Source organism: Streptomyces sp. NPDC045956 (assembly GCF_056430705.1).
In genome coordinates this window covers 79,743-98,574 of record NZ_JBWKKZ010000002.1, presented here as the reverse complement: position 1 = coordinate 98,574, position 18,832 = coordinate 79,743, and the positions used below count along the sequence as shown (strand labels likewise).

The 18,832-nt window shown below is 72.0% G+C and carries 13 protein-coding genes; all 13 read left to right on the top strand.

Features of this window, described 5'->3' with window-relative positions:
• Positions 1-170 precede the first annotated feature (170 nt).
• Positions 171-2,201: a flavin monoamine oxidase family protein gene (locus AC07FV_RS06185; RefSeq protein WP_479085021.1), complete on the top strand. Its 2,031-nt coding sequence runs from the start codon at positions 171-173 to the stop codon at positions 2,199-2,201.
• Positions 2,202-2,298: 97 nt separating this feature from the next.
• Complete coding sequence (locus tag AC07FV_RS06180; RefSeq protein ID WP_479085019.1) at positions 2,299-3,192, top strand: NAD-dependent protein deacetylase; 894 nt, start codon at positions 2,299-2,301, stop codon at positions 3,190-3,192.
• A gap of 238 nt (positions 3,193-3,430) precedes the next feature.
• On the top strand, positions 3,431-4,075 hold the full coding sequence (locus AC07FV_RS06175) for a bifunctional 4-hydroxy-2-oxoglutarate aldolase/2-dehydro-3-deoxy-phosphogluconate aldolase (protein ID WP_479085017.1): 645 nt from the start codon (positions 3,431-3,433) through the stop codon (positions 4,073-4,075).
• Complete coding sequence (locus AC07FV_RS06170) at positions 4,072-5,025, top strand: sugar kinase (RefSeq protein WP_479085015.1); 954 nt, start codon at positions 4,072-4,074, stop codon at positions 5,023-5,025. The genes AC07FV_RS06175 and AC07FV_RS06170 overlap by 4 nt, the downstream gene beginning before the upstream one ends.
• A gap of 55 nt (positions 5,026-5,080) precedes the next feature.
• Positions 5,081-5,797, top strand: a complete 717-nt coding sequence (locus tag AC07FV_RS06165) for a FadR/GntR family transcriptional regulator (RefSeq protein ID WP_479085013.1) — start codon at positions 5,081-5,083, stop codon at positions 5,795-5,797.
• A gap of 88 nt (positions 5,798-5,885) precedes the next feature.
• Positions 5,886-6,791 carry an endonuclease/exonuclease/phosphatase family protein gene (locus AC07FV_RS06160; RefSeq protein WP_479085011.1) on the top strand — a complete coding sequence of 302 codons (906 nt, stop codon included), beginning with the start codon at positions 5,886-5,888 and terminating at the stop codon, positions 6,789-6,791.
• 110 nt (positions 6,792-6,901) lie between these two features.
• Positions 6,902-7,912, top strand: a complete 1,011-nt coding sequence (locus AC07FV_RS06155) for a LacI family DNA-binding transcriptional regulator (RefSeq protein WP_479085010.1) — start codon at positions 6,902-6,904, stop codon at positions 7,910-7,912.
• A gap of 332 nt (positions 7,913-8,244) precedes the next feature.
• The gene (locus tag AC07FV_RS06150) at positions 8,245-12,531 is read left to right on the top strand and encodes a discoidin domain-containing protein (RefSeq protein WP_479085008.1); all 4,287 of its coding nucleotides are present in this window, start codon (positions 8,245-8,247) and stop codon (positions 12,529-12,531) included.
• Between the two features lie 76 nt (positions 12,532-12,607).
• Positions 12,608-13,609 carry a LacI family DNA-binding transcriptional regulator gene (locus AC07FV_RS06145; protein WP_479085007.1) on the top strand — a complete coding sequence of 334 codons (1,002 nt, stop codon included), beginning with the start codon at positions 12,608-12,610 and terminating at the stop codon, positions 13,607-13,609.
• Positions 13,610-13,761: 152 nt separating this feature from the next.
• On the top strand, positions 13,762-15,177 hold the full coding sequence (locus AC07FV_RS06140; protein WP_479085005.1) for an extracellular solute-binding protein: 1,416 nt from the start codon (positions 13,762-13,764) through the stop codon (positions 15,175-15,177).
• Positions 15,178-15,244: 67 nt separating this feature from the next.
• Entirely contained in the window at positions 15,245-16,198 is a 954-nt protein-coding gene (locus AC07FV_RS06135) for a carbohydrate ABC transporter permease (protein WP_479085003.1), read from the top strand.
• 16 nt (positions 16,199-16,214) lie between these two features.
• Positions 16,215-17,090 (top strand): carbohydrate ABC transporter permease, encoded by an 876-nt coding sequence (locus tag AC07FV_RS06130; RefSeq protein WP_479085002.1) that lies wholly within the window; start codon positions 16,215-16,217, stop codon positions 17,088-17,090.
• Between the two features lie 109 nt (positions 17,091-17,199).
• Positions 17,200-18,804, top strand: coding sequence for a glycoside hydrolase family 13 protein (locus tag AC07FV_RS06125; RefSeq protein ID WP_479085000.1), 1,605 nt, complete (start codon positions 17,200-17,202; stop codon positions 18,802-18,804).
• Positions 18,805-18,832 lie beyond the last annotated feature (28 nt).

Genomic DNA, 18,832 nt, shown 5'->3' with positions numbered 1-18,832 from the left:
GCCACCGCGTCCGACGGCGTTCGCGTGGCGTTCATCCCTTCGGGTCTGCCGGGACCCCTCGCGGCGGCCGACCAGGCACGACGTCAGGGTCCGCCACCGTTTAGCTCCTTCGTGTCAACGCCGGAGCGAAGGCCGGGTGCCCCGTCCCGGCCGCCGGTACAAAGGCCGCCATGACCGAAGATCACGCAGCGATGCGTTCAGCAGGCGGAGTCTCCCGCAGGAGTTTCGCGGCGGTGGCCGGCACGGCCACGGCGGCCACCGCCCTCACCGGGGGTGTCGCCGCGGCCCGGCCCGCACCCGCCGCCCCGGCCGTCGGCGCCGCACCCGCCGCACCCGCCGTCCCTGCCGCCCGGCGGGAGACCGACTTCGACCGGTGTCTGGCCGTCGCCCGCGCCCTGCTCGTGCTGGACGCCGACGACCGCCCCCTGGTCCCGCGTTACCGGAGCGTCCTCCAGAAGGGGCTGCCCGCTCAGCGGCGGACCCGACCGAAGAACGTCCTGGTCGTCGGCGCCGGCCCGGCCGGACTGGTGGCCACCTGGCTGCTGCGGAACGCGGGCCACCGGGTGACGGTGCTGGAGGCCAACGGCAACCGGGCGGGCGGGCGCGTCAAGACCTTCCGCAGCGGGGGCCACGAGCGCGCCGAGCAGCCCTTCGCCGACCCCCGCCAGTACGCCGAGGCGGGCGCGATGCGCCTCCCGGGCAGCCACCCCCTCGTGATGGAGCTGATCGACCGGTTCGGCCTGGAGAAGCGGCGCTTCCACTACGTCGACGTCGACAGCGAGGGACGCCCCGCCCACCGCACCTGGATCCACGTCAACGGCATCCGGGTCCGGCGCGCCGACTACGCCCGTGCGCCCCGGCGCGTGAACCGGTCCTTCGGTGTCCCCAAGGCGCACTGGGACACTCCCGCCGCCGCCATCCTGCGCTCCGCGCTGGACCCGGTGCGCGACGAGTTCAGCCACCTGGACCGGGACGGCAAGCGGGTCGACAAGCCGCTGCCGGAGCGGCTGCGGGGCTGGGCCCGGGTGGTGCAGCGGTTCGGCGACTGGTCGATGTTCCGCTTCCTGACCGAGGAAGCCGGCCTGGACGAGCGGACCATCGACCTGATCGGCACCCTGGAGAACCTCACCTCACGCCTGCCCCTGTCCTTCATCCACAGTTTCACCGGCTCCTCCCTCATCAGCCCCGACACCCCCTTCTACGAGCTGGAGGGCGGCACGGCCGTGCTGCCGGACGCCCTGCTGGAACGGGTGCGCAAGGACGTGCGCTTCGACCGGCGGGTCACGCGCATCCAGTACCACCACCCCGACCGCCCGTCGCCGGACGCCGACCACGTCCGGGCCAAGGGGCCGCACGTGTGGGTGGACACGGTCTCCGAGGGCCGCGGCGGCCCCGTCGTGCGCGAGCAGTTCACCGCGGACGTCGCCGTGGTCACGGTGCCGTTCTCCGGGCTGCGCCACGTCCAGATCGACCCGCCGATGTCGTACGGCAAGCGGCGGGCGGTGTGCGAACTGCACTACGACAGTGCGACCAAGGTCCTGCTGGAGTTCAGCCGCCGCTGGTGGGAGTTCGACGAGGCCGACTGGAAACGCGAGCTGCGGGCCGTCGACCCGGGGCTGTACGACGCCTACCGCACCGGCCGCGCCGCCGACGACGGCAGTCTGCTCGGCGCCCATCCGTCCGTGCCCTCCGGGCACATCACCGCGGGTCAGCGCACCCACTACGCCGCCAACCGCTCGATCACGCGGGAGCAGCCGGAGGCGGTCGACGTCGTGGGCGGCGGCTCGGTGTCGGACAACGCCAACCGGTTCATGTTCCACCCCTCCCATCCGGTCCCCGGCAGTGCGGGTGGCGTGGTCCTGGCCTCGTACAGCTGGGCGGACGACGCCCTGCGCTGGGACTCCCTGGAAGACGACGCCCGGTACCCGCACGCACTGTGCGGTCTCCAGCAGGTCTACGGCCGCCGCATCGAGGTCTTCTACACGGGCGCGGGCCGCACCCAGAGCTGGCTGCGCGACCCCTACGCCTACGGGGAGGCGTCCGTGCTCCTGCCCGGCCAGCACACGGAGCTGCTGCCCGCCATCCCCGCCCGCGAAGGACCGCTGCACTTCGCCGGGGACCACACGTCGGTCAAGCCGGCGTGGATCGAGGGGGCCGTGGAGTCCGCCGTGCGCGCCGCGTGGGAGATCCACACCGCATGAGCCGAGCGGCGTCCGTCCGGGGCCGCCCGGCCGGACGCCGCCCGGGCGGCCCGGCGACCGCGGAAGCGGGCGGCGGCCCGTTCCGTACCCTGGGTGCATGCGCATGCGTCCCACCTTGAGCTGGACCCCGACGGAGGGCCTGCCGCCGGGCACCGCGGACCTGGAACCGGTCGTCGAGGCGCTGGGCGCCGGGGGCGTGCTCGTGCTCAGCGGGGCGGGGATCTCCACGGAGTCCGGCATCCCCGACTACCGCGGGGAGGGCGGCAGCCTGAGCAGGCACACCCCGATGACCTACCAGGACTTCACGGCCGACGCCCAGGCCCGGCGCCGGTACTGGGCCCGCAGCCACCTCGGCTGGCGCACCTTCGGCCGCGCCCGTCCCAACGCCGGGCACCGGGCCGTGGCCGCGTTCCAGCGGCACGGCCTGCTCGGCGGGGTGATCACGCAGAACGTGGACGGTCTGCACCAGGCCGCCGGCGGCGAGGACGTCGTGGAACTGCACGGCAGCCTGGACCGGGTCGTCTGCCTCTCCTGCGGCGCCCTCACTCCGCGCCGCGCACTGGCCCGGCGCCTGGAGGCGGCCAACGCCGGCTTCGCACCGGTGGCCGCCGGCATCAATCCCGACGGTGACGCCGACCTGACCGACGAGCAGGTCGGGGACTTCCGTGTGGTGCCCTGCGCGCGTTGCGGCGGCATCCTCAAGCCGGACGTGGTGTTCTTCGGCGAAGCCGTTCCCCCGGCGAGGGTCGAGCACTGCCGGGCACTGGTCCGCGGGGCCACCTCGCTGCTGGTCCTGGGCTCCTCGCTGACGGTGATGTCGGGGCTCCGCTTCGTCCGCCAGGCGGCGCAGGCCGGGAAGCCCGTGCTGATCGTCAACCAGGACCCGACCCGGGGCGACGGCCACGCCCTCACCCGCGTCGCGCTTCCGCTGGGCGCGGCCCTCACCACCGTAGCCGACCGCCTGGGCGTTCCCGTCGACCCGGTGGCGTAGGCCGGGCCCGGGCGGCGGACACCCCCCTTGGCAAATTTCGTTAATTAACATTTAATCGGTGCGCTTGATCGTTCTTCTCCCGACCCGGCTCAGGAGCCCCGGAGGATCAACCGCGGCGAGGCCTTCGACGTCCCGCCGCGACGGCTGCTGTGCCGGGCCGGGACCGAGGAGGGCGGGGCGGCACGCCCGCCCGGCCGTTCCTCCCGCACCACACAGTCCCCCCGCACCGGAGCCCTGCATGGACCTCACCGACTTCACCACCCGTCTGAGCCGCGACCGGCTCGCCGCCATCGTGCGCGGACGCTCGGCGGACGCCGCCCTGCGCACCGTGCTGACGCTCGTCGAGGAGGGGGTCGGCCTCGTCGAGGTGTCCCTCACCACCGACGACGCCTGCGGTGTGATCGCCCGGGCGGCCCGCGCGGTCGGCGACGACGCGTTCGTCGGGGCAGGCACCGTCGTCACCCGGGACGACCTGCTGCGCGCCCGGGACGCCGGTGCGACCTGGGTGGTCACCCCCGCCGGCGGCGAGGCGGTCACCGCCGCCGTGCGGGAGCGGCTGCCCGTCCTGGCGGGCGCCCTGACGCCCACCGAGGCCGTCGCCGTCATGGCCGCGGGAGCCACCGCGGTGAAGCTCTTCCCCGCCTCGTCCGGTGGGCCCGCCTACCTCAGGGCCCTGCGCGACCCGTTCCCCGACATGCCGCTGGTGCCCGTCGGCGGGGTCGACGCGGACCTCGCCGCGGAATACCTCGCGGCCGGCGCCCTCGCGGTCGGCGTCGGGTCGCCGCTGGTCGGCGACGCCGCGCACGGCGGGGACCTGGGCCTGCTCCGCGAGCGGGCCCGCCGGTTCCGCGCGGTGTGCGGCGGACGGGAGCCGGGCGCATGAGGGCCGACGTCCTGACCTTCGGCGAGACGATGCTGTCCCTGCAGACCGAGGGCCCCCTGACCACCGGGAACCCGGCCCGCACGGCGGTGGCCGGCGCCGAGTCCAACGTCGCCGTCGGCCTGGCCCGCCTGGGCCATCGCGTCTCCTGGGCCGGCCGGCTGGGCGCGGACGAACCGGCCCGCCTCGTCCTGCGGACCCTGCGCGGCGAGGGCGTCGACGTGCGGCACGCCACCACCGACCCCGAGGCCCCCACGGGCGCCCTGATGCGCGAGCGCCTCGCGGGCGACGTCGCGCGCGTGCACTACTGGCGCGCCGGTTCGGCCGCCTCCCGTCAGCGCCCCGAGCACCTGACCGCCGCGCTGACCGAGGGCGCGCGCGTCCTGCACGTCACCGGCATCACCTGCGCCCTGGGCCCCGGTCCGCTCGCGACGGTGGCCGACGCGGTCGCGTACGGGCGCGACCACGGCTGGACGGTGGTGCTGGACGTCAACCACCGGGCGCGCCTGTGGGCGGCGGAGGAGGCGGCGCGCGTCCTGCGCCGGCTGCGCGACGGCATCGACATCGTGATCGCCTCGGACGACGAACTCCCGCTGATCGCCGGCGACGACGACGCGGACGAGACCGCGCGGGTGGCGGAACTGCTGGCCGCCGGAGCCCGCGAAGTGGTCGTCAAACGGGGCGGCGACGGCGCCGACGCGTACGGTGCCGACGGCCGGCACCTCCACCAGCCCGCCCACCGCGTGCCGGTCGTCGACACGGTCGGTGCCGGGGACGCCTTCTGCGCCGGGTACCTCTCCGGTCTCCTGGACGGCCTGGAACCGGCCGCCCGTTTGCGACGCGCGGCCACGACCGGCGCTTTCGCGGTCGCCGCACGGGGCGACTGGGAAGGGCTGCCGCACCGCGACGAACTCGCCCTGCTCAACGCCCCGCCCGGCAGCGCCCTACGCTGAGCCCCGGCAAGCACCCGCCGGCCCCCGTCGTCCCGAGTCCAACCAGGAGATCCGCATGGCGTCCTACTCCGGCCGAGGCGTGCACGGACAGGTCGTGCACCGGCTGGGCGCGCGCATCGTGGGGGGCGACTTCGCCGAGGGCGAGATCCTGGACGTCGGCGCCCTCGGGGCGGAGCTGGACGTGAGCCTGACCGTCATGCGGGAGGCGCTGAAGGTCCTGGCCGGCAAGGGGCTGACGGACGCGCGGCAGAAGCGCGGTACCTACGTCAGGGAGCGGGCCCACTGGAACCTGCTGGACGCCGACGTGATCCGCTGGCGGATGGAGACCGGTGACGGCGCCCAGCTGCTGCGCGACCTCGCCGACGTGCGTTCCGTCGTGGAGCCCGCCGCCGCGCGCCGGGCCGCCCTGCACCGGACCGACGCGGACCTGACCGCCCTGCGGGCCGCCCTGGAGGCCCTGGGGCGGGCCCGGTCGGACGCCGCCGCGGTCGTCGAGGCGGACGCGGCCTTCCACCGGGCACTGCTCGCCGCCAGCGGCAACGAACTGCTCGGCCGGATGGACCTCCTTCTCGGACCCGGCCTCAGGGAACGCGACCGGCTGGTCCACGCGCACGGCGACGCCGACGACCCCGTGCCCAGTCACCGTGCGGTGCTCGACGCCGTCCGGGACCGGGACCCCGACCGCGCCGAGTCCGCCATGCTGGCCCTGCTCGCCAAGTCCGCCGCGGACACCGACCAGCTCCTGCCGACCGCAACCCGGCCCCCCGGGTGACGCGTCCTGGGGATCAAGGACGAGCGGACGGGAACCGACGGTGCGGTGGACACGGGTGCGGGGCGGAACGGTCCGGACGCGGGGGCGGGTGCCCGCCGGGTTCGCGGTGGTGACGGCGGCCGTGCTGCTGTTCCACGGGCTGGTTCCCAACGCGGTGCTGGGGTTGGGCAGTCTGCTGGAGTCGTTCCTGCCGTGGCTCGGCCTCGCGGTCGTGGTGCCGCTCGTCCTCGCGCTGCTGCGCCGGTCCGCGCTCGCGCTGGTCGCCGCGCTGCTCCCCGCGGCCGCCTGGACGTACCTCTTCGGTGCGTCGCTCCTGCCCGCGCCCGAGCCGGGCGCCGCCGACCTCGTCGTGGTGCAGCACAACGTCAGTGACGAGAACACCGACCCCGCGGGTACGGCCCGGGCCCTGGCCGACGCGGGGCCCGACCTCATCGCCCTCCAGGAGCTGGTCTCCCCCGCCCTCGGCGTCTACAGCGAGACCCTGGCCGCGCGCTACCCGTACCGGGCGGTGCGGGGCACGGTGGGCCTCTGGTCGAAGTACCCGCTCACCGACGTCCGTTCCCTGGACATCAAGCCGCGCGGCCTCGCGCGGGAGTGGAACCGCGGGCTGCGCACGGTGGTCCGCACGCCGGGTGCCGAGATCGCCGTGTACGTCGCGCACCTGCCCTCGGTCCGCGTCGGGGCCGGCGGCCTCGCGGCGTCCCTGCGCGACGAGAGCGCCGGTCTGCTGGGTGACGCCGTCGCGGCCGAGAGGCTGCGCCGGGTGATCCTGCTGGGCGACCTCAACGGCACGGTGCACGACCGTGCGCTGAAGCCGCTGACCTCACGGCTGGAGGGGGCCCGGCGGGGGGTCGCCCTCAGCTTCCCGGCCTCCTTCCCGCTGGCCCGGATCGATCAGGTCATGGCCCGTTCCGCGACCGTCGGCCACATCCGGACCCTGCCCGCCACCGGCAGCGATCACCTCCCGGTGGCCGCCCGCGTCAGGATCGACTGAGCCCTCGCCACCTGCCGGACCGCGGCGGCACGGACCGCGCGACGGGACGCGGCGGCCTCGCGCCGACCGACGAGCAAGCCGCTTGCGGGGCTTGCGTTAGCCTTGCGCCTGTGACGCGACGACTTGCTCAGGTGGCGAAGAAGGTCGGGGTCAGCGAGGCCACGGTGAGCCGGGTCCTCAATGGCAAGCCCGGGGTGTCCGAGGCGACCCGGCAGTCCGTGCTGAGCGCGCTGGACGTCCTCGGGTACGAGCGCCCGACGCAGCTGCGGGGTGAGCGGGCCCGGCTGGTGGGGCTGGTCCTGCCCGAGTTGCAGAACCCGATCTTCCCGGCGTTCGCCGAGGTCATCGGGGGCGCGCTGGCCCAGCAGGGGCTGACGCCGGTGCTGTGCACGCAGACCAAGGGCGGTGTCTCCGAGGCCGACTACGTCGAACTGCTCCTCCAGCAGCAGGTGTCGGGCGTCGTCTTCGCCGGCGGGCTCTTCGCCCAGGCCGACGCCCCGCACGACCACTACCGCCTCCTCGCCGAACGCAACATCCCCGTCGTGCTCATCAACGCGTCCATCGAGAACCTCGACTTCCCCTGCATCGCCTGCGACGACGCCGTCGCCGTCGAGCAGTCCTGGCGGCACCTCACGTCACTGGGCCACGAGCGCATCGGTCTGGTGCTCGGCCCCGGCGACCACATCCCCTCCCGCCGGAAGCTGGCCTCCGCGCGGGAGGCGGCGCAGGCCATGGGCGCCGCACTGCCCGAGGAGTTCGTCGAGCGGTCGATGTTCTCCCTGGAGGGCGGGCAGGCAGCCACCTCCCGCCTCCTGGACCGCGGCGTCACCGGCATCATCTGCGCCAGCGACCCCCTCGCCCTCGGCGCCGTCCGCGCCGCCCGCCGACGCGGCCTGCACGTACCCCACGACGTCTCCGTCGTCGGCTACGACGACTCCGCCTTCATGACCTGCACCGAACCACCCCTCACCACCGTCCGCCAACCCATCGAGGCCATGGGACGCGCCGCCGTCGACCTCCTCTGCGCCCAGATCCAGGGCACCGAAGTCCCCCACGGCGAGCTGCTCTTCGAACCGGAACTCGTCGTCCGCGGCTCCACCGCCCAGGCATCGCCCAAGTAACGGGACCCTGCCCGCCGCGATCTCCGCGCTGCGCAAATTTCTTGCAGGGACTGGCAATGGCTTGCGGCCGCCCGATGCGGTCGATGAAAGCCGCTGCTCCAGGCCACTTCCTGGCCGCCCGCATGCCCTCACAGGGAACGACGTGCCTTGATCGGCGCTGGTTTTCCGTGTCCGTCCTGTGGACGACTGGACAGTTCTCTGCAACTCTCTGAGCGCTTTCGCGTAAATGCCGAAGAACTTCCATGAACTTCGAGTGTCCACCTGATGAGCGCATCCGACTGAGCCGTGCCTCGTGGCCCTGCGGCGCGAGGCGGAGATCGGGGACAGAACAGATGAGAATCCGGAACTGGAGATCACGTGCCCTGTGCGCCGTGGTCGCCACCAGTCTCCTGGCGCTGGGAGGGCCGCTGCTATCGGCCTCGGCGGCCGGGGGCCCCAACATCGCCGTGGGGGACCCCGCGTCGGCGAGCAGCTCGCACGGCGAGTACGGCGCGGCCAACATCACCGACGGCAACCAGGGCACGTACTGGCAGAGCGGCGGCGGCAGCCTGCCGCAGTGGGTCCAGACCGACCTCGGCACCACCGAGCGGATCGACGAGGTCGTCCTGCGCCTGCCCGCCGGCTGGGAGAGCCGCTCCCAGACCCTCTCCGTGCAGGGCAGCGCCGACGGCACCAGCTTCAGCACGCTGAAGGGCTCGGCCGCCTACACCTTCAGTCCGGGGTCGGGCAACACGGTCACCGTGTCCTTCCCCGCCACCCGGACGCGCTACGTGCGGGTCGACGTCACCGCGAACACCGGGTGGCAGGCGGCCCAGCTCTCCGAGCTGGAGGTCCGCGCGGCGGGCGAGTCGTCCGCGAACCTCGCCGCGGGGCGCACCCTGACGGCCAGCAGTTCCAACGGCCCGTACACGACCGGCAACGGCAACGACGGGAACCGGGCCACCTACTGGGAGAGCGCCAACAACGCGCTGCCGCAGTGGCTCCAGGTCGACCTCGGCTCCTCCCGCCGCGTCGACCGCGTCGTGCTCCGGCTGCCGGACGGCTGGCCCGCCCGCAGCCAGACCCTGAAGCTCCAGGCCGGCGCGAACGGCTCCACGTTCACCGACCTCACCGCGGCCCAGGCCCACACCTTCAGCCCGGCCGGCGGCCAGTCCGCCACCCTCACCTTCGACGCGACGACCACCCGGTACCTGCGCGTCCTGGTGACGGCGAACACGGGGCATCCCGCGGCGCAGTTCTCCGAGCTGGAGGTGTACGGTCCGGCGACCGGTGACACCCAGGCGCCCACCGCGCCCGCGAACCTCGCCCTCACCGAGCCCGCCACCGGCCAGATCAGGCTGACCTGGAACCGGGCCACCGACGACACGGCCGTCACCGGCTACGACGTCTACGCCGACGGCGAGCTGCTGACCTCACTCGCCGGTGACGTCACCACGTACACCGACACGCGGCCGGCCGGGACCACGGTCACCTACTTCGTGCGGGCCAGGGATGCGGCGGGCAACCAGTCGGCGAACAGCAACGCGGTGACCCGGCGCGGCGACACCGGTGACACCCAGGCGCCCACCGCGCCCGCGAACCTCGCCCTCACCGAGCCCGCCACCGGCCGGATCAGGCTGACCTGGAGCGCCTCCACGGACGACCGGGGCGTCACCGGGTACGACGTCTACGCCGACAGCCGGCTCCGCGACAGCGTCGCCGGGGACGTCACCACCTACACCGACACCCAGCCCGCCTCCGCGCACGTGACCTACTTCGTGCGGGCCAGGGACGCCGCCGGCAACCGGTCCGGCAACAGCAACTCCGTGACCCGCACCGGCGGCGGAAGCGGATCGAACCTGGCCGTCGGCAAGCCGATCAGCGCCTCGTCCGTCGTGCACACCTACGTCGCCCAGAACGCCAACGACAACAGCACGTCGACCTACTGGGAGGGAGCACCGGGCAGCTATCCGAACACGCTCACCCTGAAGCTCGGCGCCGACGCGGACGTCAGCCGCGTCGTGCTCAAGCTCGCCCCGGACGCCGCCTGGTCGAAGCGCACCCAGACCGTAGAGGTCCTCGGCCGGGGACAGGACGCGTCCGGCTTCACCGGCCTGGTGGCTGCCAAGGACTACGTCTTCGACCCGGCGAGCGGCGGCAACAGCGTGTCCATACCGGTCGAGGGCCGGGTGGCGGACGTCCAGCTCAGGTTCACCTCCAACACGGGCTCGACGGCCGGGCAGGTCGCCGAGTTCCAGGTCATCGGCACCCCCGCGCCGGGCCCCGACCTGGAGGTGACCAAGCTGACCACCTCGCCCGCCTCCCCCGTGGAGTCGGACGCGATCACCGTGTCCGCCACCGTCCGCAACAGCGGTCCGGCCGACGCCCCGGCCGGCGAGGTCGCCCTGCGGCTGGGCGGCACGAAGGCCGCCACCGCCGAGGTGGGTGCCCTGCGGGCGGGTGCCGAGACCACGGTCGGCGCGTCCGTCGGGGCGCGCGAGGCGGGCTCCTACGAACTGAGCGCGGTCGCCGACGAGGCGAACGAGATCGTCGAGCAGAACGAGACCAACAACACCTACACCCGGCCCGAACCGCTGGTGGTCGCGCCGGTCCAGAGCTCCGACCTGGTCGCCGCGGTGACCACCTCGCCCTCCGGCCCGGCCGCCGGCGACGACGTGAGCTTCAAGGTCGCGCTGCGGAACCAGGGCACCCGGGACTCCGCGGGCGGTGGCCACGCGGTCGCCCTCTCCCTGGTCGGCTCCGACGGCACCACGGTCAGGACCCTGACCGGCACGCACACCGGTGTCATCGCCGCCGGCAGCACGGCCCCCGCCCTGACCCTCGGCCCCTGGAAGGCGTCCAACGGCTCCTACACCCTGAAGGTCTCGGTCGCCGCCGACGCCAACGAACTGCCGGTCAAGCGGGAGAACAACACCTCCACACAGCCCCTGTTCGTCGGGCGCGGCGCCAACATGCCGTACGACATGTACGAGGCGGAGGACGGCACGGCCGGCGGCGGCGCCAAGGTGGTGGGCCCCAACCGCACCGTCGGCGACCTCGCGGGCGAGGCCTCCGGCCGCCGGGCCGTCCACCTCGACGCGACCGGCGAGTACGTCGAGTTCACCACGAAGGCCGCCACCAACACCCTGGTGACGCGGTTCTCGATCCCGGACGCTCCCGGCGGCGGGGGCATCGACGCCACGATCAACGTCTACGTCGACGGCGTCCTGAAGAAGGCGCTCCCGCTCACCTCCAAGTACGCCTGGCTGTACGGGAACGAGGCCGCGCCCGGCAACTCCCCCGGCGCCGGCGCGCCGCGGCACATCTACGACGAGGCGCACCTCATGCTCGGTGAGACCGTGCCGGCGGGCAGCCGGATCCGGTTGCAGAAGGACGCCGCGAACACCACCCACTACGCCATCGACTTCGTCAACCTGGAGCAGGTCGCGGCGGTTGCGAACCCCGACCCGGCGGCGTACACGGTGCCGGCCGGCTTCACGCACCAGGACGTGCAGAACGCGCTCGACCGGGTCCGCATGGACACCACCGGCAAGCTGGTCGGCGTCTACCTGCCGCCCGGCGACTACCCGACGTCGAGCAAGTTCCAGGTGTACGGCAAGGAGGTGAAGGTCGTGGGCGCGGGACCCTGGTTCACGAAGTTCCGCGCTCCCTCGACGCAGGACAACACCGACATCGGCTTCCGGGCCGACGCGAGCGCGAAGGGCTCGTCGTTCGCGAACTTCGCCTACTTCGGCAACTACACCAGCCGCATCGACGGGCCGGGCAAGGTGTTCGACTTCTCCAACGTGTCGGACATCGTGATCGACAACATCTGGAACGAGCACATGGTCTGCCTCTACTGGGGCGCCAACACCGACCGGGTCACGATCAAGAACTCCCGGATACGCAACATGTTCGCCGACGGCGTCAACATGACCAACGGCTCGACCGACAACCTCGTGTCCAACAACGACGCCCGGGCGACCGGTGACGACAGCTTCGCGCTGTTCTCGGCGATCGACGCGGGCGGCGCGGACATGAAGAACAACCTCTACGAGAACCTGACGACGACGCTGACCTGGCGCGCCGCGGGTCTGGCCGTCTACGGCGGCTACGGCAACACCTTCCGCAACATCCACATCGCGGACACCCTGGTCTACTCGGGCATCACCATCAGCTCCCTGGACTTCGGCTACCCGATGAACGGCTTCGGCACCGATCCGACGAGCTTCGAGAACATCTCGATCGTGCGGGCCGGCGGGCACTTCTGGGGCAGCCAGACCTTCCCCGGCATCTGGGTGTTCTCCGCCTCCAAGGTGTTCCAGGGCATCCGGGTCACCGACGTCGACATCGTCGACCCGACCTACAGCGGGATCATGTTCCAGACGAACTACGTGGGAGGACAGCCGCAGTTCCCGATCAAGGACACGGTCTTCACCGACGTCTCCGTGACGGGCGCGCGCAAGAGCGGTGACGCGTTCGACGCCAAGTCCGGTTTCGGTCTCTGGGCCAACGAGATGCCCGAAGCGGGGCAGGGGCCGGCCGTCGGCGAGGTCACCTTCAACGGGCTGAGGCTCGACGGCAACGCCGTGGACGTCCGGAACACGACGTCCACCTTCAGGATCATCCGCAACCCGTAGCCCGACACGTTCCACTGTCGGACGACTCAACGACTGGCGCAAGCTCCTTGCAGGAGTTTGCGCTAGTCTTGCATTCGTGACGCGACGACTTGCTCAAGTAGCGAAAAAGGTCGGGGTCAGCGAGGCCACGGTCAGCCGGGTCCTCAACGACAAACCCGGCGTGTCCGAGGCGACCCGGCAGTCCGTGCTGAGCGCGCTGGACGTCCTCGGGTACGAGCGCCCGACGCAGCTGCGGGGTGAGCGGGCCCGGCTGGTGGGGCTGGTCCTGCCCGAGTTGCAGAACCCGATCTTCCCGGCGTTCGCCGAGGTCATCGGGGGCGCGCTGGCCCAGCAGGGGCTGACGCCGGTGCTGTGCACGCAGACCAAGGGCGGTGTCTCCGAGGCCGACTACGTCGAACTGCTCCTCCAGCAGCAGGTGTCGGGCGTCGTCTTCGCCGGCGGGCTCTTCGCCCAGGCCGACGCCCCGCACGACCACTACCGCCTCCTCGCCGAACGCAACATCCCCGTCGTGCTCATCAACGCGCCCATCCCCGACCTGGACTTCCCGTGCATCGCGTGCGACGACGCGGTGGCCGTCGAGCAGTCCTGGCGGCACCTGGTCTCCCTCGGGCACGAGCGCATCGGGCTGGTGCTCGGTCCCGGCGACCACATCCCCTCCCGGCGCAGGCTCCAGGCCGCCGTACGGGCGGCCGGCGGCTCCGTGCGGGACGAGTTCGTCGAGCGGTCGATGTTCTCCCTGGAGGGCGGGCAGGCAGCCACCTCCCGCCTCCTGGACCGCGGCGTCACCGGCATCATCTGCGCCAGCGACCCCCTCGCCCTCGGCGCCGTCCGCGCCGCCCGCCGACGCGGCCTGCACGTACCCCACGACGTCTCCGTCGTCGGCTACGACGACTCCGCCTTCATGACCTGCACCGAACCACCCCTCACCACCGTCCGCCAACCCATCGAGGCCATGGGACGCGCCGCCGTCGACCTCCTCTGCGCCCAGATCCAGGGCACCGAAGTCCCCCACAGGGAGCTGCTCTTCGAACCGGAACTCGTCGTTCGGGGGTCGACGGCACAGGTGGCCGCCCGATAGCAGGAACCTCGACATCTTCAGCAAGCTGTCGAGCAATTACGAAATCAGCGCGAGATATTGCGTTCACTTGTTCACGGTGGTTGAGTGTGCGGCGCCCCACAACGCATCGGCGGTGGGGCGCCTTCCTCGTTCATGCCCGAAGGGGACCACCCATGAGAAGTGCTCGGTTCCGCCGTACCCGCCGTGCCGGCGCCATCACGCTCGTCTCCGCTCTCACGCTGACCGCTCTGGCCGCCTGCGGCACGAGCAGCAGTGACGACGGCGGCGGTTCCGAAGGCGGCAGCGGGTCCTCCGACCCGGCCGCTCCACTGGACGCGAAGACCAAGGTGACGATCACCATCGACTGCATGCCCCCGGCGGCGAAGGCGGCCGAGCTGAAGGAGTGGAAGGAGGACGTCAAGGCGTTCAACAAGATCTACCCGAACGTCACCATCGACGGCCGCTCCACCCCGGGCCAGTGTCTGGAGCCGCCGCGCTTCACCGCGATGCTCAAGGCCAAGTCCCAGCCCGACGTCTTCTACACGTACTTCACCGACCTGCCCCAGGTGCTGGACAACGACGGCGCCGAGGACATCACCGCGTACGTCAACGACAAGACCGTCCCCGCGCTCGAGGACATCGACCCGAACGTCATCGGCCAGCTCAAGCACGCCAACAAGCTCTACGGGCTCCCGGAGAGCAACTACACGATGGGGCTGCTGGTCAACCGGGGACTCTTCGAGAAGGCCGGCCTCGACCCGGACAGCCCGCCGCGCACCTGGGCCGAGGTGCGCACCGCGGCCGAGAAGATATCCGGCCTGGGCGACGGCATCGCCGGCTTCGGCGAGTACAGCGCCGGCAACACCGGCGGCTGGCACTTCACCGCGCAGATGTACAGCCTCGGCGGCGAGGTCGTCGACGGGAGCGGCAGGAAGGCGGCGTTCAACGACGCGATCGGCAAGCAGGTCGCCGAGAACCTCCACGCCATGCGCTGGGAGGACGAGAGCATGGGCAAGACCCAGCTGCTCAAGTGGGGCGACCTCCAGAAGCAGATCGCCACCGACAAGCTCGGCATGTTCCTCGCCGCGCCCGACGACATCACGTACATGGTGCAGCAACTCGGCGCCGACTACGAGAACTTCGGCATGGGGCCGATTCCGGGCGAGAAGAACACCCTCGCCGGCGGCAACGGCTACATGATCAAGAAGGGGATCTCCGCCGACAAGATCAAGGCGGCCGTCGCCTGGCTGAACTTCAAGAACCTCACCGTCGGCAAGGGCCAGTTCGACTGGGCCCGCAAGAAGGCCGACAAGCTGCCGGTCGGGCTCCCGCAGCCCAACTTCTGGCTGAACGGGTCGAAGACCGAGGACGACGCGGCCCGCGTCGAGCACGCCACCATGCCGGTCGCGAACTTCAAGGCGTTCATGGACGCCCCGGTCCCGGGCAAGGCCGAACCGCCGAAGGCCCAGGAGGTCTACAAGGTCCTGGACAACGTGATGTCCGGCCTCCTCACCAACGAGGACGCCGACATCGACAAGCTGCTCTCCACCGCCGAGCAGCAGGTCGACCAGGTCCTGGCCACGCAGTGACCGGCTCCCTCGGGGGGCGGGCCGCACCGCCCCCCGGGGCCCATGAGATCAGTCCCAAGGAGCGACGATGTCGGCCCCCAGCCTGACCCCGAGCAAGGCGGCGGTATCCCCCCACCCCCAGCCGCCGCCGGACCGCGCGCCCGCCGGGTCCTTCGCCAGGAGCCTGCGGCGCAACCTCACCGCGCACGGCTTCCTCATCGGCGCGGTCCTCTGCTTCGCCTTCTTCTCCTGGTACCCGATGGTCCGGGAGTTCCTCCTCGCCTTCCAGACGACGGACCAGGGCGAGGTCTCCTGGGTCGGCCTGGACAACCTGCGCACGGTCTTCGACGACCCGGCCTTCTGGCAGGCCTGGCGCAACACCCTGCTCTTCACCGTCCTGGCCCTCGTCCTCGGCTTCGCGGTGCCCTTCGTCGTCGCGCTGGTCATCAACGAACTCCGGCACGGCAAGGGCTACCTGCGGCTGCTGGTCTACCTGCCCGTGATGCTGCCGCCGGTCGCCGCCGTCCTGCTCTTCAAGTACCTCTACGACCCCGGCTACGGCCTGCTCAACGAGCTGCTCGGCTCCGTCGGCCTGCCGGAGCAGCAGTGGCTCCAGGACCCGGACCTGTCCATGCTCTCCGTCGTCGTCGCCTCGACGTGGATGAACATGGGCGGCGCGGCCCTCATCTACCTCGCCGCGCTCCAGGGCATCCCCGGCGAGCTGTACGAGGCGGCCGAACTCGACGGCGCCGGCCTGCTGCGCAAGATCTGGCACGTGACGATCCCGCAGACCCGGCTCATCCTCGCGCTGATGCTGCTCATGCAGGTCATCGCCACCATGCAGGTCTTCGTGGAACCCTTCCTGCTCACCGGCGGCGCAGGCCCCGAGGGCTCGACCACCACCGTCGTCTACCTCATCTACCAGTACGCCTTCAACTTCAACAACTACGGCGCCGCGGCCGCCCTCGGTCTGCTGCTTCTCGTACTCCTCGCCGGTGTCTCGGCGGTCTACGTGAGGCTGACCCGCGCCGAGGACGAGTAGGCCGGGGGAAGAACCGATGTCCACACGCACCCTCATCTCGCCGGCCGCGCTCGCCCGGCCGCGCGGCAAGCGCCTGTACTGGCTCACCTTCGGCCTGGTCGTCACGGTGTTCACCGTGGTCTTCCTCGGCCCGATGTACTGGATGGTGTCCAGCGGCTTCAAGGACACGCAGGAAGCGGTCCGGACCCCGCCGACGCTGATCCCGGAGTCCTTCGAGTCCGACAACTACACGCAGGCCTGGAACGTCATGGACCTGGCGGGCCTGCTCGGGAACACGCTGTACTACGCCTTCGGCGCGCTCGCCTTCCAGCTGGTGTTCGACGTGGCGGCGGCCTACTCGCTGTCCAAGCTGCGCCCGGTCCTCGGCAAGGCCATCCTCGGCATGATGCTGGCGACGCTGATGATCCCGGCGACGGTGCTGGTCGTGCCGCAGTACCTCACGGTGCTCGACGTGCCGATCTTCGAGCGCAACCTGCTGAACACCCCGTGGGCGATCTGGCTGCCCTCGGTGACCAACGCCTTCAACATCTTCCTGCTGAAGCGCTTCTTCGACTCGATCCCGAGGGAGCTGCTGGACGCCGCGTCCATGGACGGCGCCTCGCCGCTGCGTACGCTCCGGTCGATCGTCCTGCCCATCTCGCGGCCGATCCTCGGCGTGGTGTCCATCTTCGCGGTCGTGGGAGTCTGGAAGGACTTCCTCTGGCCCATGCTGACGCTGCCCGACCCCGCCAAGCAGACGCTGAACGTCGGCATCTACTCCCTGTCCAACGGTGTGCCCGTCAACGTGCTGATCGCCGCGCTGACCATGGCCTCGCTGCCGACCCTGATCATCTTCCTGATCTTCCAGCGCAACATCATGAGCGGACTCACCGCCGGCGGGCTCAAGGGCTGAGGCCCCACCCCGTCCGGACGTCCCCGTCAGCCTTCGCCGCCGGCCCGTCCGACGCCCCGCCCCGTCCGGGCCGGCGGCGAAGATCCACCCTGCCCGAAAGGACCGTCACGTGGCAGCCCCCAACCCGCCCCGCACCGCCGACTGGTGGCGCGACGCCGTCATCTACCAGGTGTACCCCCGCAGTTTCGCCGACGGCGACGGCGACGGCACCGGTGACCTCGCGGGCGTCCGGGCGAGACTGCCCTACCTCGCCGAACTCGGCGTGGACGCCGTGTGGTTCACCCCCTGGTACGTCTCCCCGCTCGTCGACGGCGGCTACGACGTCGCCGACTACCGCACCATCGACCCGGCCTTCGGCACCCTCGGCGAGGCCGAGAAGCTGATCGCCGAGGCCCGGGAGCTGGGCATCCGCACCATCGTCGATATCGTCCCCAACCACGTCTCGGACCAGCACGCCTGGTTCCGGGCGGCGCTGGAGGCCGGCCCCGGCAGCGCGGAGCGGGAGCGGTTCCACTTCCGGCCCGGCCGCGGTCCGAGCGGCGACCTGCCGCCCAACGACTGGCCCTCCCAGTTCTCCGGCCGCACCTGGACCCGGGTCCCGGACGGCGAGTGGTACCTGCACCTGTTCACCCCGGAGCAGCCCGACCTCAACTGGGCCCACCCCGAGGTGCGCCGGGAGCACGAGGACGTGCTGCGCTTCTGGTTCGAGCGCGGGGTGGCGGGGGTGCGCATCGACTCCGCCGCGCTGCTGGCGAAGGACCCCGCGCTCGCGGACTTCGAGGAGGGCGTCGATCCGCACCCGTACATCGACCAGGACGAACTCCACGACATCTACCGCTCCTGGCGGACCGTCGCCGACGCGTACGGGGCGGTCTTCGTGGGCGAGGTGTGGCTGCCCGACGCCGAGCGCTTCGCCCGCTACCTGCGCCCCGACGAACTGCACACAGCCTTCAACTTCAACTTCCTCTCCTGCCCCTGGGAGGCGGACCGGCTGCGCCGCACCATCGACGACACCCTGGCCGAGCACGCGCCGGTCGGCGCCCCCGCCACCTGGGTGCTCTGCAACCACGACGTCACCCGCACGGTGACCCGGTACGGCCGCGAGGACACCGGTTTCGACTTCGCGCGGAAGGCCTTCGGCACGCCCACCGACCTGTCCCTGGGCACCCGGCGCGCCAGGGCCGCCGCGCTGCTGACGCTGGCCCTGCCCGGGTCCGTCTACGTGTACCAGGGGGAGGAACTCGGTCTGCCCGAGGCGGACGTCCCGCTGGACCGCATCCAGGACCCCATGCACTTCCGCTCCGGCGGCGTCGATCCGGGCCGGGACGGCTGCCGAGTCCCGCTGCCGTGGTCGGCCGACGCACCGTACTGCGGTTTCGGCTCGGAGACGGAGCCGTGGCTGCCGCAGCCGGAGGGCTGGTCGGCGTACGCGGCCGACCGCCAGGAAGCCGATCCGGAGTCGATGCTGTCCCTCTACCGCCGGGCACTGCTCCTGCGACGCTCCACCGACGGGTTCGGCGACGGCCCGCTGCACTGGCTGCCGGCGCCGCACGGCGTTCTCGCGTTCCGGCGGACGGCGGGCCTGACCTGTGTCGTCAACCTGTCCGCCGACCCGGTGGCGCTGCCCGCGCACGACGCGCTCCTGCTGGGCAGCGGACCCCTCGACGAGGACGGGCGGCTGCCGCGGGACACCGCGGTGTGGCTGCGCGGCTGAGGTGCTGCCGGTGGGCCTTCCCGGACGG

Coding starts and splice junctions, on each gene's coding strand:
- AC07FV_RS06185 (WP_479085021.1), top strand. CDS start 171: ATGACCGAAGATCACGCAGCGATGCGTTCAGCAGGCGGAGTCTCCCGC.
- AC07FV_RS06180 (WP_479085019.1), top strand. CDS start 2,299: ATGCGCATGCGTCCCACCTTGAGCTGGACCCCGACGGAGGGCCTGCCG.
- AC07FV_RS06175 (WP_479085017.1), top strand. CDS start 3,431: ATGGACCTCACCGACTTCACCACCCGTCTGAGCCGCGACCGGCTCGCC.
- AC07FV_RS06170 (WP_479085015.1), top strand. CDS start 4,072: ATGAGGGCCGACGTCCTGACCTTCGGCGAGACGATGCTGTCCCTGCAG.
- AC07FV_RS06165 (WP_479085013.1), top strand. CDS start 5,081: ATGGCGTCCTACTCCGGCCGAGGCGTGCACGGACAGGTCGTGCACCGG.
- AC07FV_RS06150 (WP_479085008.1), top strand. CDS start 8,245: ATGAGAATCCGGAACTGGAGATCACGTGCCCTGTGCGCCGTGGTCGCC.
- AC07FV_RS06140 (WP_479085005.1), top strand. CDS start 13,762: ATGAGAAGTGCTCGGTTCCGCCGTACCCGCCGTGCCGGCGCCATCACG.
- AC07FV_RS06135 (WP_479085003.1), top strand. CDS start 15,245: ATGTCGGCCCCCAGCCTGACCCCGAGCAAGGCGGCGGTATCCCCCCAC.
- AC07FV_RS06130 (WP_479085002.1), top strand. CDS start 16,215: ATGTCCACACGCACCCTCATCTCGCCGGCCGCGCTCGCCCGGCCGCGC.